Origin of the sequence: Achromobacter pulmonis, assembly GCF_021733725.1 — a bacterium.
In the GTDB taxonomy this organism is placed as follows: domain Bacteria; phylum Pseudomonadota; class Gammaproteobacteria; order Burkholderiales; family Burkholderiaceae_B; genus Achromobacter; species Achromobacter pulmonis.
This window is the reverse complement of sequence record NZ_JAIFOT010000001.1, coordinates 3,042,804-3,056,558: the sequence shown is the minus strand read 5'-3', so window position 1 is coordinate 3,056,558 and position 13,755 is coordinate 3,042,804. Positions and strand designations below refer to the sequence as shown.

Genomic DNA, 13,755 nt, shown 5'->3' with positions numbered 1-13,755 from the left:
GCTCAGCTCTGCAAAATGGAAGACACCAGCAACTGGGTGTAGGGATGCTGTGGATCGTCGAGGATCTGATCGGTCAGGCCGCTCTCGACCACCTCGCCGCCACGCATCACCAGAGTGCGGTGCGCCAGCAGCCGCGCCACCGCCAGGTCGTGGGTGACGACAATGGCGGCCAGGCCCAGGTCGGTCACCAGTTGGCGCAGCAGGTCCAGCAGGCGCGCCTGCACCGATACGTCCAGCGACGCGGTCGGCTCGTCCATGAACACCAGGCGCGGATGCGTCACCAGGTTGCGGGCGATCTGCAGGCGCTGCTGCATGCCCCCGGAAAACGCGGCCGGCGCGTCGTCCAGGCGGCCGGCGTCGATCTCCATCTTGCGCAGCCAATTGCCCGCGGCCTGGCGCAGTTCGCCATAGTGGCGCTCGCCGACCGCCATCAGGCGCTCGGCGATGTTGGCGCCGGCGCTGACCTGCATGCGCAGGCCATCGCGCGCATTCTGGCGCACGAAGCCCCAATCGGTGCGCGCCAGCAGCCGCAGGCGCGCACTCGGCAAAGCGGCCAGGTCGGTGAAGCCCTGGTCGCGGGTGTCGTACCAGACGCTGCCGGCCTCGGGCGGGGTCTGGTACGACACGGCCGACAGCAGCGTGCTCTTGCCGGAGCCGGATTCGCCCACCACGCACAGCACCTCGCCGGGGAACAGGTCGAAGCTGACGTCACGGCAGCCGTGCACGCCGTCCCAGGTGCGCGTCATACTGCGCACGGAAAGCAAGGGTTGGGCATTCATGCGGCGGCTTCCTTTGCGGCCTGCGCGGCCTGGCGGTCGTTGCAGTATTCGGTATCGGAGCAGACGAAGCGGCGGGTGCCGGCATCGTCCAGGATGATTTCGTCAAGGAACGTGTCGCGCGAGCCGCACAGGTCGCAGCATTCCGACCACGTTTCCACCGCGAACGGATGGTCCTCGAAATCCAGGCTCTTGACCCGCGTGTATGGCGGCACCGCGTAAACACGCTTTTCGCGGCCGGCGCCGAACAGCATCAGCGCCGGGCTGTTGTCGAGCTTGGGGTTGTCGAACTTGGGGATCGGCGACGGCCGCATCATGTAGCGGTCGTTGACGATCACGGGATAGTCGTAGGTGGTGGCGATGTGGCCATGCTGGGCGATGTCCTCGTACAGCTTGACGTGCATGCCGCCGTATTCGGCCAGCGCGTGCATGGCGCGGGTCTCGCTCTCGCTCGGTTCGAGCCAGCGCAGCGGCTCGGGAATCGGCACCTGGAACACCATGATCTGGCCCGCGCGCAACGGCGTTTCCGGAATGCGGTGGCGCGTCTGCACGATGCTGGCCTCGCGCGTCGATTCGGTGGTGGCCACGCCGGTCACGCGGCCGAAGAAGCGCCGGATGCTGATGGCATTGGTGGTGTCGTCCGAACCCTGGTCGATCACCTTGAGCACGTCACCGGGGCCGATGATGGACGCCGTCACCTGGATGCCGCCCGTGCCCCAGCCGTAGGGCAGCGGCATCTCGCGGCTGCCGAACGGCACTTGGTAGCCGGGAACCGCCACCGCCTTGAGCAGCGCGCGGCGCAGCATGCGCTTGGTGGATTCGTCGAGGTAGGCGTAGTTGTAGTGGTCGTCGCGTTCGACCGCGGCGTCGGGGGTGTGGCAAGTGTTCATGGGGCAACGGCCTCGTCCAGCTGGCGGGTGTTCTCGGGCGCCGGCGCGGCGCGCTCGGCGCGCAGGCGGCGCAACAGTTCCAGGTTGGCCTGGAAGTCCACGTAGTGCGGCAGTTTCAGGTGCTGCACGAAACCGGAGGCCTCGACGTTGTCGCTGTGGTACAGCACGAACTCGTGGTCGTTGGCCGGCGCATCGGCGCGTTCGCCCAGTTCCTGCGCCTTCAGGGCGCGGTCCACCAGCGCCATCGACATGGCCTTGCGCTCGCCGTAGCCGAAGGTCAGGCCGTAGCCGCGGGTGAACTTGGGGCCTTCCCCCGCGTTGCCGGCGAACTGGCTCACCATCTGGCATTCGGTGATCTCGATGTCGCCCACGGTCACCGCGAACCCCAGTTCCTCGATGTGCATCTCGACTTCCAGGAAGCCGTAGCGGATCTCGGCGGCGAACGGGTGCGTGTTGCCGTAGCCGCGCTGCGTGGAATAGCCCATCGACAGCAGGAAGCCTTCGTCGGCGCGCGCCAGATTCTGCAGGCGCGCGGCGCGCGAGGCGGGAAAGTCCAGCGGCTGGCGCGTCAGGTCGAACGGCTCGGGATCGCCTTCGGGCACCGGCTCGGTGTCGATCAGGTCGTCGTGCGCCAACAGGTCGGTGACGCGCGGCATGGCGCTGTCCAGCGGTGCGCCGCCGGCCGGCAGGGCATCGGCCTCGCGCCCGGCTTCCAGTGAAAAATCCAGCAGGCGCTGGGTGTAGTCGTAGGTCGGGCCGAGGATCTGGCCGCCCGGCACGTCCTTGAAGGTGGACGAGATACGCCGTTGCAGGCGCATGCTGCCCGTGTCGATGGGCTGGGTGTAGCCATAGCGCGACAACGTGGTGCGGTAGGCGCGCAGCAGGAACACCGCCTCGATCGCGTCGCCCGCCGCCTGCTTGAGCGCCAGCGCCGCCAGTTGCGGATCGTAGAGCGAGCCCTCGGCCATCACGCGCGACACCGCCAGCGGCATCTGTTCGCGGATCTGGTCCAGGCTCAGTTCGGGCAGGTCCCGGTCACCACGCCGGTAGTCATCCAGCATGCGATAGGAATTGAGGATGGCGCGTTCGCCCCCTTTGACGGCCACATACATGTCAGCTCTCCACGCGCGTGCTGCGGGGCAGCGCGCACAATTGCCGGCCGTGCGTCAGGAACACGTCGACGCCCAGCGGAAAACGTTGATGGTTGATGCGCCATTCGCGCCAGAAGCCATCCGGCAGGCCGGCGGCGCGCAGCGCCTGGCGGTTCTGGATGCCTGGGCCGCTCAGCGCGACCTCGGGGCCGGCGTCCAGCGACGCGACCTCGATCAGCAACGTGGTGGACAGGTCCGGATAGGCCGGATCGCCCGGATGGCAGGACGCCAGCGTCGGCGCCGCGCGACCGGCCGGCACCGCGGCAAAGCGCGCCAGCGAGGGCGACGGCACCACCGGGCAGGCGCAATGAAAGCGCAGGAAGTCCAGCACGCCAGCGTCCACGCCCGGCGGCAGCCACAACGGCGTGTCCACGTCCGCCAGCGTCAGCAGCAGCGCGGTCAAGGCTGGCGACAGGCCGGCCGGCACGCCGCTGGCGGCGGCCACCTCGTATACGCGGCCGGGATGCGCCATGGCGTCGAGCGCGGCGCGGAAGGTGGCCTGCGCGTCGTTCACCGGATTCGCGAAGCCCGGCAGCAGTTGGCGGCTGGCGGCCGCCGCGCCAAGAAGTTCTTGATGCATGTCAGTCCTCGCCTCGCACCATCGTGAAGAATTCGACCTTGGTCTGCGCGGCCACGCGCGCCTGGCGCTCGACCCGCTCGGCGCGGGCCTGCGCCAACGGCGCGATCAACTGCGCCTGCACCGTGTCGTGCCAGTCGGGCAATTGCAGCAGCGCGTCGGCCACCGCCGCCTGTTCGGCGTGGCGCAGCGAACGGCCCTGCACATACGCGATCCCGACCACGCCGTTATCGAGGCTGACCGCGCAGCGCGTCACCGTCATTTCGCCCAGGTTGAAACGCGCGCCGGTGCCGCCGCTGCGGGCTCGCACCATGGCCATGCCGGTCTGCGCCGGGCGCAGCATCTGATGGGGCGGCACGCCGCCGAGCGCGCCGAACGCGCCTTCCAGCATGGCCGGATCGGCCAGTGCCAACACCCGCATCCAGGCGGCCCGTTGCGCCGGGACTGCGCCCTGCGCTGTTTGTGGATGGTCCATTATTTCCTCTAAACGTCTAGACGACTGGATGAAGTATGATCGCGTCCAGATGGAAGTTCAACAGCCTGGCGTGAATTTTTGATGACAGTTGCGGTGGGGACGCATCGCCTATCCCGCGCCCGCCGCTTGGTGCACAATCACAGCCATTCTTGATGAAGCTGACATGACAGCACGAGCACATCCCATGGTCGAAAGAGGTTCCGGTATCGCCGTATGGCGGCAGATTGGCGAGTCATTGGCGGACGACATCCGCAACAAGCTGTACACGGCGGGGGAACAATTGCCCTCCGAACCGGAACTGGCCGCCAAGTTCTCCGTCAACCGCCACACCATCCGCCGCGCCATGGGCGAACTGGAACAGAGCGGACTGGTCCGCATCGAGCAAGGCCGCGGCACCTTCGTGCAGGAACACGCCATCGACTACGCCATCGGCAAGCGCACGCGCTTTTCCGAGAACCTGCGCAGCCAGGGCATGCTGGGCCACCTCGAGGCCCTGGGCAGCCAGACGCTGCGCGCGGCCGAGATCGCCCGGCACCTGGGCCTGCCGCGCACCGCGCCGCTGCTGCGGGTGCAGATGGTGGGCAAGGCCGAGAACCGCCCCATCAGCGCTTCGGAACACTACTTCGATGACAAGCGCTTTCCCGACTTCATCGAGCGCATGAACACGCTGCGCTCGGTCTCCAAGGTCTATGCCCACTACGGCATCGGTGACTACACCCGCAAGTGGTCGCGCATCACCGCGGCGCTGCCGACGCCGGAAGTGGCGCGCATTCTGGGCCAGCCCAAGACCCGCCCGATCCTGCAAGTGGAAGCCCTGAATGTGGACCAGGCCGGGGCGCCGCTGCAATACAGCATCACCCGTTTCGTCGGCGACCTGGTGCAACTGATGGTGGCCGACGACAGTTGAAGCCGCCGGGCCGCCCCCAGGGGGGGCGGCAAGGGCCGCCATGCGATTTCAAACATCTAGACATCTGGTTGTAATGCAACCCCGCTAACTTTCTCCACATGAACCAAGCACACGCCCCCTCGCCCCTGGCCGGTGTCACAGGCCAACGTATCCTGACCCCGCGCGGCATCGAGCACGCCAGCCTGCGGTTCCATGGCGGACTGATCGACGACGCCGCCGGCACGCCCGCCCGCGGTGCGGCCTGGTTCGACGCCGGCGGCCTGCTGGTGCTGCCCGGCATCGTCGACCTGCATGGCGATGCCTTCGAGCGCGCCATCATGCCGCGCCCCAGCGTCACGTTTCCCTACGATGGCGCGCTGCACGATGTCGACCGCCAATTGCTGGCCAACGGCATCACCACCGAATTCCACGGCGTCACGCTGTCGTGGGAAGGCGGCCTGCGCGGCGAAGCCTATGCCGAACGCATGTTCGCCGCGCTCGATCGCATGCGCCACATCATGGGCGCGCGCCACTACGTGCACCTGCGTTTCGAAACCCATCACATCGACGGGGTCGACACCGCCCGGCAGTGGATCCGCGACGGCCGCGTGCGCTTCGTCGCGCTCAACGACCACCTGCCCAGCATGGCGCGCCGTCTGGGCGACGACCGCAAGCTGCTGCAATACGCCGACCGCGCCGAATGCGACCTGGACACCTTCCAGGAGCGCATCCGCCGCGCCATGGGCGCGGCCGACTCGGTGGCCGACGCCATGCGCGAACTGACCGGCGCCGCGCAGGCGGCAGGACTGCGGGTCGCCTCGCACGACGACCCCGATGCCGCCACCCGCCGCTACTACCACCAACTGGGCTGCGGCGTGGCGGAGTTTCCGCTGACGCGCGAGGCCGCCAGCGTGGCCCGCGACCTGGGCAACGCGGTGGTCTTCGGCGCGCCCAATGTGGTGCGCGGCGGCAGCCACACCAACGCCCCCAGCGCCACCGAGATGATCCGCGCCGGCCTGTGCGACATCCTGACCTCCGACTACTACTATCCCGCGCCGCTGGCCGCGGTCCTGCGCCTGGCCAGCGAAGGCGTGCTGCCGCTGGAACAGGCCTGGAACCTGGTGTCGCTGAACCCGGCCCGCGCCGCCGGCCTGCAGGATCGCGGCATGCTGGCGCCCGGCCTGATCGCCGACGCCATCGTGGTCGACGATCAGGTTCCCGGCCTGCCGCGCGTCTGCGCCGCCATCGTCGGCGGCGAGCTGCGCTACGCCACCCGCGCCTTCGGCGACGAGCGCCACCAGCGCATGGCGGCCTGACCATGCCCGCGGCCCATCGCTACGCGCTGTATCTCGCCCCCACCGGCCCCTGGCGCGAATTCGGCAGCCGTTGGCTGGGCCGCTGCGCCGACACCGGCGCGGCCCTGCCGCCCCTGCCCGGCCAGCCCGAGGCCGCGCGTGACTGGACCGAGGCGCCGCGCCATTACGGCCTGCACGCCACGCTGAAGCCGCCGTTCCGGCTGCGCGCCGGCGCCACGCCGCAGGACGTGGACGCCGCCGCGCGCCGCCTCGCCGCCGGCGACAGCGCCTTCGCCATCCAGCTCGAATGCGAGCCGCTGCGCGGCTTCCTGGCCTGGCGCATCGCATCCGCCGACGCCGAAGGCCGCGCCCGCATCGAGGCCCTGGCCGCCGCCGCCGTGCGCGGTCTGGACGACCTGCGCGCCGCCCCCAGCGCCGACGAACTGGCCCGGCGCCAGGCGCACGCGCTTTCGGCCGGGCAGCAGGCCATGCTGGCGCGCTGGGGCTACCCCTACGTGTTCGACACCTACACCTTCCACATCACCCTGACCGGCCGGCTCGACGGCGAGGCGCTGGAGCGGGCCCGCGCGGGCATCGCCGCCTTCGCCGACCCGTTGCGCGGCCAGCCCATGACGGTGCCCGGCGTCAGTGTGTATGTGCAGCCGGCAGCGGGCGCCGACTTCATCGCCGCGCGCCACTACCTCTTCGCTGGCGGCCACACCGACGCCGCGGGCGCGGCCTACCTGGAAGGACCGGCCACGGCATGAATCCCCCCGCCCGCGGCGAACGCCTGGTCTACCTGATGGGCGCATCCGGCAGCGGCAAGGACACCTTGCTGCGCCTGCTGCGCGCCGGGTTGCGCGAGCGCGAGCCAGTGCTGGTGGCGCACCGCTACATCACCCGCGACAGCGGCGTCACCGAGGACGCGCTGCGCCTGAGCGCGGACGAGTTCGCGCGCCGCGCCGCGCTGGGCTGCTTCGCCCTGCGCTGGAGCAGCCACGGCCTGCACTACGGCATCGGCATCGAAGTCGATACCTGGCTGGACGGCGGCGCGGCCGTCATCATCAATGGCTCGCGCGCCCACCTGGCCGAGGCGCACCGGCGCTATCCGGCGCTGACGGCGGTCGAGATCTGCGTCGATCCCGACCTGCTCGCGCGCCGGCTGGCCGCGCGCGGCCGCGAAAGCGCGGCGCAGATCGCCGAGCGCCTGCGCCGCGCCACGCAGGCCTTTCGCGTGCCCGAAGGCTGCCGCCTGCTGCGCGTGGACAACGACGGCGCGCCCGAAGCGGCCGCCGCCGAATTGCTGGACATCGCGCGTGACCGGCTGAGCGCCTGATGCCCGCCGCCACCGCGCCTGCGCGGTCCGCGGCCGGCCAGCGCCGCGTCATGCCCCGGTTCGCGCCCGCGAATCCAGGCCGGCGCACAATTCCAGCAGGATCTCCGAAAAGCGCTCCTCGGCGGCCAGCGCCTGCTCGCGCCGGCGCCGGATCAGGTTGATCGGCGGCAGCGCCCAGCCGAAGTCCCAGGGCACCATGCCGAGCTTGCCGCGCTGGCACAACTCGCCCGCGATGTCCTCCGGAACCACCGACACCAGCGCGGGATTGGCGCTCAGCATGCCCTCGATCACATCGGTGGAATAGGCTTCCAGCACCGGCGCCGGCGAGCGCAGGCCGGCACGGATGAAATGCTCGACGATCAGTTGGCGCGTCGGCGTGTTGACTGCCGGCAGCACCCAGTCCATCTCCGCCAGCGCCGCCCAGTCCGGCCGGCGCCGCGCCAGCCGCTGCGCCAGCCGGCCATGCGCGATCAGACGCGGCTGCTGGCAGTACAGCACCTGGTGGCTCAGGTCGTCCTGCGCCACGGTCGACGTGGCCCGGCTGACGATGCAATCGAGCTCGTGGCGCCGCAGCATCGGCACCAGATGATCGGTGGTGGCCCGGTGCAAGGTCAGCGTGACGCCGTGGCGCTGGTGCAAGCGGCCGATGGCGTCGGTCAGCAGCGCGCTGGATACATACGGCACCACGCCCACATGCAAGTGCGCGGCGCGGCCATCGTGCAGCGCCTCGACTTCGCGCGCCCACAAGGCCAGGTCGCTGCGCATGCGGCGCGCGCGCACCAGCGCCAGCTCACCCAGCGCGGTCGGCTGCAGGCCGCGCCCGGTGCGCAGGAACAACGGCGCGCCGAAGATCGCCTCCAGCTCGGCCAGCGCCTTGGTCGCCGCTGGCTGGCTGATGCCCGTGGCCGCCGCCACCCGCGTCAGCGTGCCATGCCGGGCAATGTTCTCCAGCAGGACCAGATGGCGTTGCCGCAGGCGGTTGGCAAGGCGGGCGGCGTCCCAGGTCATGGCCGTTCTTCCTATAACTGTATGGTTATTGGATTATGCCAACAACGGCTACCGAAGTTATTTCAGGCTCCTATACTGCAACCGATCCCAACCCTTGCATCCCGGTCGTCCCATGTCCGCCTTCACCACCCGCCCGGAAATCCGCGGCACCTTCGGCGTTGTTTCGTCCACGCATTGGCTGGCCTCGCAAGTCGCCATGGGCGTGCTGGAGCGCGGCGGCAACGCCTTCGACGCCGCGGTGGCCGGCGGCTTCACGCTGCAGATCGTCGAGCCGCACCTGAACGGTCCGGGCGGCGAAGTGCCGATCCTGCTGTGGAGCGAGCAGGAAGGCCGCATGCGCGCGCTGTGCGGCCAGGGCCCGGCGCCGGCGCTGGCCACGCCGGCCTATTTCCGCGGCCTGGGCGTGGACCTGGTGCCCGGCATCGGCCTGCTGCCGGCCACCGTGCCCGGCGCGTTCGGCGCCTGGCTGACCCTGCTGCGCGACTACGGCACCTGGGAACTGTCCGACGTGCTGCGTCCGGCCATCGACTATGCCCGCAACGGCTTCCCGCTGGTGCCGCGTATTTCGCAGGCGATCCTGGCGGTGCAGGCGCTGTTCCGCGACGAATGGACCAGTTCGGCCGCGGTCTGGCTGCCCGACGGCAAGGTGCCCGCGCCCGGCGCGCTGCTGCGCACGCCAGCGATTGCCGCCACCTACACCCGCATCCTGGACGAGGCGCACGCGGCGGCGACCGATCGCGTCGGCCGCATCGACGCGGCGCTGGCCATCTGGTATCGCGGCTTCGTGGCCGACGCCATCGACAGCTACTACACCCATGAAGCGGTGCGCGACACCACCGGCCAGCGCAATCGCGGTCTGCTGCGCAAGGCCGACCTGGCCGACTGGCGCGCCCGCTACGACGATCCGGTCACGCTGCAATATGGCCGCTACACCGTGGCCAAGTGCGGCGTCTGGTCGCAAGGCCCGGTGCACCTGCAACAACTGGCGTTGCTGCGGCACCTGCAGATGGACACGCTGGACCCGGCCTCGCCACAGTTCGTGCACCGCGTGGCCGAAGCCGCCAAGCTGGCCTTCGCCGACCGCGCGGCATGGTACGGCGACCCGGATTTCGTCGACGTGCCATTGGCGGCCTTGCTGAGCGACGACTATGCCCGCGCGCGCGCCACTGCCATCGGCCCACGCGCCGCCACCGCGCTGCAACCCGGCGCGCCGGCGGGCCGCGCGCCGCGCCTGCCCGACCTGGAAGCCGCCGCGCGCACGCTGGCCGCGTCCGACACCCGCTTCGGCGTGGGCGAACCGACTTTCGCGGCGCTGCCGCCCGTGGCCGAATGGGCCGCGCGCGAGATCTTCGTCGGCGACACCTGCCAGATCGACGTCATCGACCGCCACGGCAACATGGTCGCGGCCACGCCCTCCGGCGGCTGGCTCTCGTCCAGCCCGGTGGTGCCGACGCTCGGCTTTCCGCTGACCACGCGGCTGCAGATGACCTGGCTGGACGAGGGCGTGCCCGGCCAGCTGCAACCCGGCAAGCGGCCCTGCACCACGCTTTCGCCCGGCCTGGTGCTGCGCGACGGCCAGCCCTATATGGCCTTCGGCACACCCGGCGGCGACCAGCAGGACCAGTGGACCGTGGCCTTCTTCCTGCGCCACGCCATGGGCCTGAACCTGCAGGAAGCGATCGATGCGCCCTCCTGGCACATCGACCATTTCCCCGGCTCGTTCTGGCCGCGCGCGCTGACGCTGAACCGCCTGACCGTCGAGGGCCGCCTGCCCGACGCCACGCAACAGGCGCTGCGCGAGGCCGGCCACGATGTGCGCGTCGGCCCCGACTGGTCGGAAGGCCGCATCAGCGCCTGCACCCGCGAGCCCGCGGCCGGCGGCGGCCTGCTGCTGCGCGCCGCCGCCAATCCGCGCGGTATGCAGGGCTACGCCGTGGGCCGATGAACCGATTTTCCATCCAGCCGGCGACCAGACCGGCCTTATCACACGGGGTACATACCATGAAGACCATCCGACGACTCTTGCGCGCCTGCGCCCTGACCCTGGCCTGCGCCGCGCCCGCGCTGGCCCATGCCGCCTGGCCCGAAAAGCCGATCACCCTGATCGTGCCATGGGCGGCCGGCGGCTCCACCGACATCCTGGCGCGCGTGCTGTCCGAAGGACTGACGCAATCGCTGGGCCAGCCGGTGATCGTGGAGAACCGCTCGGGCGCCTCCGGCAACATCGGCAGCACCTTCGTCGCGCGCGCCAAGCCCGACGGCTATACCCTGCTGGTCGGCTCGATGAGCACCCACACCATGAACCAGGCGCTCTACAGCAACATGCCGTTCGATGGCGTCAAGGACTTCACGCCGATCGCCGAACTGGCGCTGGTCACCAACACGCTGGTGGTGCATCCGTCGGTGCCGGCCAGCAACGTCAAGGAATTCATCGATTACCTCAAAGCCAACCCCGACAAGGTGGCCTATGCCTCGGCCGGCCAGGGCTCGACCAACCACCTGAGCGCCGTGCTGTTCGAGAAGGCGGCGGGCGTGAAGATGATGCACATCCCCTACCGCGGCGGCGCGCCCGCGGTGCTGGACACGGTGGCCGGCCGCACCCAGGTGCTGTTCAGCGCCGGCACGCAGACGCTGCCGCACGTGCAGAGCGGCAAGCTCAAGCTGCTGGCCGTCACCGAAGAAAAGCGTTCGCCGCTGCTGCCGGAAGTGCCGACCGTGGCCGAGACGCTGCCCGGCTACGAACTGGCGGTCTGGTACGGCGCCTTCGGCCCGGCCGGCATGCCGCCCGAACTGACCGCCCGCCTGAATCAGGAAATCAACAAGATCCTCAAGCGTCCCGAGGTCGTCAAGAAGATGGGCGACATGGGCGTGCTGCTGCTGGACACCACGCCGGAACAGTTCGGCCAGGTACTGGCGCGCGATGCCGACAAGTACGGCAAGCTAATCAAGGAACTGGGAATCACCGCGGAATGAGCGCCACGCCCGACTCCACCGACGTCGAGCGCCTCGCGCAGGCCTACGCCGAGGCCTCGGCCCCGGCCGCCTTCGCAGCGCTCGACGCGCAGGCCCGCGCCACGCTGGGACACACGCTGTGCACCATCAACCGCCACGACGCCGAACACATGCGGATGGTGCGGCTGTACAGCTCGAATCCCGGCGCCTATCCGCCCGGCGGCAGCAAGGACAAGCGCGGCACCGCCTGGGGTCGCCATGTGCTGCTCGAACGCAAGGTCTTCATCGGCGAAGGCGTCGACGCGATCCGTGAATTCTTCGACGATCACGACGCCATTCAGGCGCTCGGCCTGCAATCGGTGATCAACGTGCCGGTGGTGTTCGACGGCGCCTGCCTGGGCACCGTGAACTTCCTGATGGCGCGCACCGCGCTGGCGCCGGCCGACGTCGATGCCGCCCGCCTGGCGGGCGTGCTGGCCCTGCCGGCCTTCCTGGCGCTGACACCGACCGCTTGAGCAACGGGCGCGCCACCGCGCGCCCGGTCTCAGATCAGCGCGCGGCGGATGCGCGCCGACGCCATGTCGATCACGACCACGAAGCCGACGATGATGATCATCACCGCGCAGGTCTCGGCATAGCGGAAGCTGCGGATGATCTCCCACAGCACGGTGCCGATGCCGCCGGCGCCGACAATGCCCACCACCGAGGCCGAACGCACGTTCGACTCGAAGCGGTACAGCGAATACGAGATCCACAGCGGCAGCACCTGCGGGATCACGCCATAGACGATCTCCTCGAGCGCATTGGCGCCCGTGGCGCGCACGCCCTCGACCGGACGCGGATCGATGGCCTCGACCGCCTCCGAAAACAGCTTGGCGAGCACCCCGGTGGTATGCACCCACAACGCCAGCACCCCAGCGAAGGGCCCCAGGCCCACCGCCACGATGAACAGCATCGCGAACACCATTTCATTGATGGCGCGGCAGGCGTCCATCAGGCGCCGCATCGGCTGGTAGACCCAGGCCGGCACCATGTTCGACGAACACAGCAGCCCCAGCGGCACCGCCAACACGATCGCCAGGAAGGTGCCCCACACGGCGATCTGCACCGTCACGATCATCTCGTCCAGGTACATGCGCCAGTCGCGGAAATTCGGCGGGAAGAAATCCGCGGCGAATTGCGCCATGTTGCCCGAGTCCCGCAGCAGGTCCAGCGGCCGCATGTCGGCGCCGCGCCAGGACAGCACCAGCAGCGCCAGCACGAACGCCCAGACGAGCAGGACCGGCAGCGACGAACGCGGCGCGGCGGGAGAACGGGAAGCAGACACGGCCAGGGACATGGAAATTCCGGAATAGAGAAAGCGGATGGTCGCGCGCCGGCGGCAGGCGCCGGCGCGCAGCGGCGTCGTTACGGCTTGGCGGTGGGCTGGCCCAGGCTGGCCAGCTTGGCATCCAGCTCGGCCAGTTGCTTCTGCTTTTCGGCCTGGCCGATGGTGGCATCAGCCTCGACCTTGGCCTTCTCGCGCGCCAGCTCGATCTGGCGGATCGGCACCAGCTGTTGATTGTCCGAGGCGCGGAAACCCTGGTAGGTCAGCGCCTTCAGGTTGGCCATTTCGCGCGCGGCGTCCTTGCCCTTGCCGTAGTTGACGAAGAAGTCGCGGATCTTGGCCTTCATGTCGGCCGGCAGGTCGCTGCGCATGACCAGCGGATCGGCCGGAATCAACGGCGACTTCCACAGGACGCGCACGCTGTCGTTGGCATCCTTGCCGGTGCTCAGGCGATAGCGCTCCAGCGCCTCGGTGTTGTTGACGGCCACATCGACCTGCTTGTTGATCACCGACAACAGGTTGGTCTCGTGGTTGCTGACGCGCACCGCCTTGAAGAAGGTCTTGGGCTCGATCTTGTTGGCGGCCCACAGGTAGTAGCCCGGCACCGCGGTGCCCGAGGTCGAGTTGGGATCGCCGGCGCCATAAGTCAGCTGGCCGCGACGCTTGAGCACGTCGTCCAGGGTCTTGAGATCGCTGTCCTTGTTGACGATCAGCAACGACCAGTAGCCCGGGTTGCCGTCCTTGTCGATCACCGAGGCGAACACTTCACCCTTGGCGCGGTCGACGGCCTCGATGGCCGACTTGTTGCCGTACCAGGCCAACTGCACCTTATTGAAGCGCATGCCCTCGATGATGCCGGCGTAGTCCGAAGCGAAGAACGGCTTGACCGGCACGCCGAGGGCGCGGCTCAGGTCATCGATGACCGGCTGCCAGACCGATTTCAGGTTGGTCGACGATTCCGTCGAGATGATGCCGAAGTTCAGCGGCTTGGCCTCTTGCGCATGGACTTGCGTGGACAGGGCGGCAGCGGTGATCAGGGCAAAGAAAGTTCTGCGTAGCATGGAAAGCTCCGGGTAGGGAAC

The 13,755-nt window shown here is 69.3% G+C and carries 15 protein-coding genes; 7 read left to right on the top strand and 8 right to left on the bottom strand.

Going from position 1 to position 13,755, the window contains the following annotated elements:
* Window positions 1-2 precede the first annotated feature (2 nt).
* Genes phnK through phnG form a run of 5 tightly spaced genes read right to left on the bottom strand, consistent with a single transcriptional unit; the run spans window position 3 to window position 3,869 of the window.
* Window positions 3-779, bottom strand: a complete 777-nt coding sequence (gene phnK / locus K2W61_RS14130; RefSeq protein ID WP_175141584.1) for a phosphonate C-P lyase system protein PhnK — start codon at window positions 777-779, stop codon at window positions 3-5.
* Complete coding sequence (locus tag K2W61_RS14125; protein WP_175133827.1) at window positions 776-1,666, bottom strand: alpha-D-ribose 1-methylphosphonate 5-phosphate C-P-lyase PhnJ; 891 nt, start codon at window positions 1,664-1,666, stop codon at window positions 776-778. Before K2W61_RS14125 ends, phnK begins: the two co-directional genes overlap by 4 nt.
* Window positions 1,663-2,778 carry a carbon-phosphorus lyase complex subunit gene (locus K2W61_RS14120; RefSeq protein ID WP_175133828.1) on the bottom strand — a complete coding sequence of 372 codons (1,116 nt, stop codon included), beginning with the start codon at window positions 2,776-2,778 and terminating at the stop codon, window positions 1,663-1,665. The genes K2W61_RS14125 and K2W61_RS14120 overlap by 4 nt, the downstream gene beginning before the upstream one ends.
* A 1-nt stretch (window position 2,779) precedes the next feature.
* On the bottom strand, window positions 2,780-3,397 hold the full coding sequence (phnH, locus tag K2W61_RS14115) for a phosphonate C-P lyase system protein PhnH (protein ID WP_175141585.1): 618 nt from the start codon (window positions 3,395-3,397) through the stop codon (window positions 2,780-2,782).
* Window position 3,398: 1 nt separating this feature from the next.
* Window positions 3,399-3,869, bottom strand: coding sequence for a phosphonate C-P lyase system protein PhnG (gene phnG, locus K2W61_RS14110; protein WP_175133832.1), 471 nt, complete (start codon window positions 3,867-3,869; stop codon window positions 3,399-3,401).
* A gap of 184 nt (window positions 3,870-4,053) precedes the next feature.
* Between phnG and phnF the strand changes: the two genes are divergently transcribed.
* From phnF to phnN, 4 genes are all read left to right on the top strand, one after another.
* Window positions 4,054-4,776 carry a phosphonate metabolism transcriptional regulator PhnF gene (gene phnF, locus K2W61_RS14105; protein WP_175133881.1) on the top strand — a complete coding sequence of 241 codons (723 nt, stop codon included), beginning with the start codon at window positions 4,054-4,056 and terminating at the stop codon, window positions 4,774-4,776.
* Between the two features lie 98 nt (window positions 4,777-4,874).
* Window positions 4,875-6,071: an alpha-D-ribose 1-methylphosphonate 5-triphosphate diphosphatase gene (locus K2W61_RS14100; protein WP_175133834.1), complete on the top strand. Its 1,197-nt coding sequence runs from the start codon at window positions 4,875-4,877 to the stop codon at window positions 6,069-6,071.
* 2 nt (window positions 6,072-6,073) lie between these two features.
* A complete protein-coding gene (locus K2W61_RS14095) occupies window positions 6,074-6,817 on the top strand; it encodes a DUF1045 domain-containing protein (protein WP_175141586.1) in 744 nt (247 codons plus the stop codon).
* Entirely contained in the window at window positions 6,814-7,386 is a 573-nt protein-coding gene (phnN, locus tag K2W61_RS14090) for a phosphonate metabolism protein/1,5-bisphosphokinase (PRPP-forming) PhnN (RefSeq protein ID WP_236755861.1), read from the top strand. Before K2W61_RS14095 ends, phnN begins: the two co-directional genes overlap by 4 nt.
* Window positions 7,387-7,434: 48 nt before the next feature.
* Here phnN and K2W61_RS14085 read toward each other — a convergent pair whose 3' ends face one another.
* Window positions 7,435-8,394 carry a LysR family transcriptional regulator gene (locus K2W61_RS14085; protein ID WP_175133839.1) on the bottom strand — a complete coding sequence of 320 codons (960 nt, stop codon included), beginning with the start codon at window positions 8,392-8,394 and terminating at the stop codon, window positions 7,435-7,437.
* Between the two features lie 112 nt (window positions 8,395-8,506).
* Here K2W61_RS14085 and K2W61_RS14080 point away from each other — a divergent pair, with 112 nt between their 5' ends.
* Genes K2W61_RS14080 through K2W61_RS14070 form a run of 3 tightly spaced genes read left to right on the top strand, consistent with a single transcriptional unit; the run spans window position 8,507 to window position 11,861 of the window.
* Window positions 8,507-10,339 (top strand): gamma-glutamyltransferase family protein, encoded by a 1,833-nt coding sequence (locus tag K2W61_RS14080; RefSeq protein ID WP_236755859.1) that lies wholly within the window; start codon window positions 8,507-8,509, stop codon window positions 10,337-10,339.
* A gap of 56 nt (window positions 10,340-10,395) precedes the next feature.
* Complete coding sequence (locus tag K2W61_RS14075; RefSeq protein ID WP_175133843.1) at window positions 10,396-11,367, top strand: Bug family tripartite tricarboxylate transporter substrate binding protein; 972 nt, start codon at window positions 10,396-10,398, stop codon at window positions 11,365-11,367.
* Window positions 11,364-11,861, top strand: coding sequence for a GAF domain-containing protein (locus K2W61_RS14070; protein ID WP_175141590.1), 498 nt, complete (start codon window positions 11,364-11,366; stop codon window positions 11,859-11,861). The genes K2W61_RS14075 and K2W61_RS14070 overlap by 4 nt, the downstream gene beginning before the upstream one ends.
* A gap of 29 nt (window positions 11,862-11,890) precedes the next feature.
* On the opposite strand, the gene phnE is transcribed toward K2W61_RS14070, so the two are convergent.
* Both phnE and phnD read right to left on the bottom strand, forming a co-directional pair.
* On the bottom strand, window positions 11,891-12,685 hold the full coding sequence (gene phnE, locus K2W61_RS14065; RefSeq protein ID WP_175141591.1) for a phosphonate ABC transporter, permease protein PhnE: 795 nt from the start codon (window positions 12,683-12,685) through the stop codon (window positions 11,891-11,893).
* 68 nt (window positions 12,686-12,753) lie between these two features.
* Window positions 12,754-13,734: a phosphonate ABC transporter substrate-binding protein gene (phnD, locus tag K2W61_RS14060; protein ID WP_175133849.1), complete on the bottom strand. Its 981-nt coding sequence runs from the start codon at window positions 13,732-13,734 to the stop codon at window positions 12,754-12,756.
* Window positions 13,735-13,755: the final 21 nt, after the last annotated feature.

Bases quoted from the DNA above. Each gene is read 5' to 3' on its own strand.
- K2W61_RS14100 (WP_175133834.1), top strand. From the start codon at position 4,875: ATGAACCAAGCACACGCCCCCTCGCCCCTGGCCGGTGTCACAGGCCAA.
- phnK (WP_175141584.1), bottom strand. From the start codon at position 779: ATGAATGCCCAACCCTTGCTTTCCGTGCGCAGTATGACGCGCACCTGG.
- K2W61_RS14120 (WP_175133828.1), bottom strand. From the start codon at position 2,778: ATGTATGTGGCCGTCAAAGGGGGCGAACGCGCCATCCTCAATTCCTAT.
- K2W61_RS14075 (WP_175133843.1), top strand. From the start codon at position 10,396: ATGAAGACCATCCGACGACTCTTGCGCGCCTGCGCCCTGACCCTGGCC.
- phnD (WP_175133849.1), bottom strand. From the start codon at position 13,734: ATGCTACGCAGAACTTTCTTTGCCCTGATCACCGCTGCCGCCCTGTCC.
- K2W61_RS14095 (WP_175141586.1), top strand. From the start codon at position 6,074: ATGCCCGCGGCCCATCGCTACGCGCTGTATCTCGCCCCCACCGGCCCC.
- phnE (WP_175141591.1), bottom strand. From the start codon at position 12,685: ATGTCCCTGGCCGTGTCTGCTTCCCGTTCTCCCGCCGCGCCGCGTTCG.
- K2W61_RS14085 (WP_175133839.1), bottom strand. From the start codon at position 8,394: ATGACCTGGGACGCCGCCCGCCTTGCCAACCGCCTGCGGCAACGCCAT.
- phnN (WP_236755861.1), top strand. From the start codon at position 6,814: ATGAATCCCCCCGCCCGCGGCGAACGCCTGGTCTACCTGATGGGCGCA.
- phnH (WP_175141585.1), bottom strand. From the start codon at position 3,397: ATGCATCAAGAACTTCTTGGCGCGGCGGCCGCCAGCCGCCAACTGCTG.
- K2W61_RS14080 (WP_236755859.1), top strand. From the start codon at position 8,507: ATGTCCGCCTTCACCACCCGCCCGGAAATCCGCGGCACCTTCGGCGTT.
- phnF (WP_175133881.1), top strand. From the start codon at position 4,054: ATGGTCGAAAGAGGTTCCGGTATCGCCGTATGGCGGCAGATTGGCGAG.
- K2W61_RS14070 (WP_175141590.1), top strand. From the start codon at position 11,364: ATGAGCGCCACGCCCGACTCCACCGACGTCGAGCGCCTCGCGCAGGCC.
- K2W61_RS14125 (WP_175133827.1), bottom strand. From the start codon at position 1,666: ATGAACACTTGCCACACCCCCGACGCCGCGGTCGAACGCGACGACCAC.
- phnG (WP_175133832.1), bottom strand. From the start codon at position 3,869: ATGGACCATCCACAAACAGCGCAGGGCGCAGTCCCGGCGCAACGGGCC.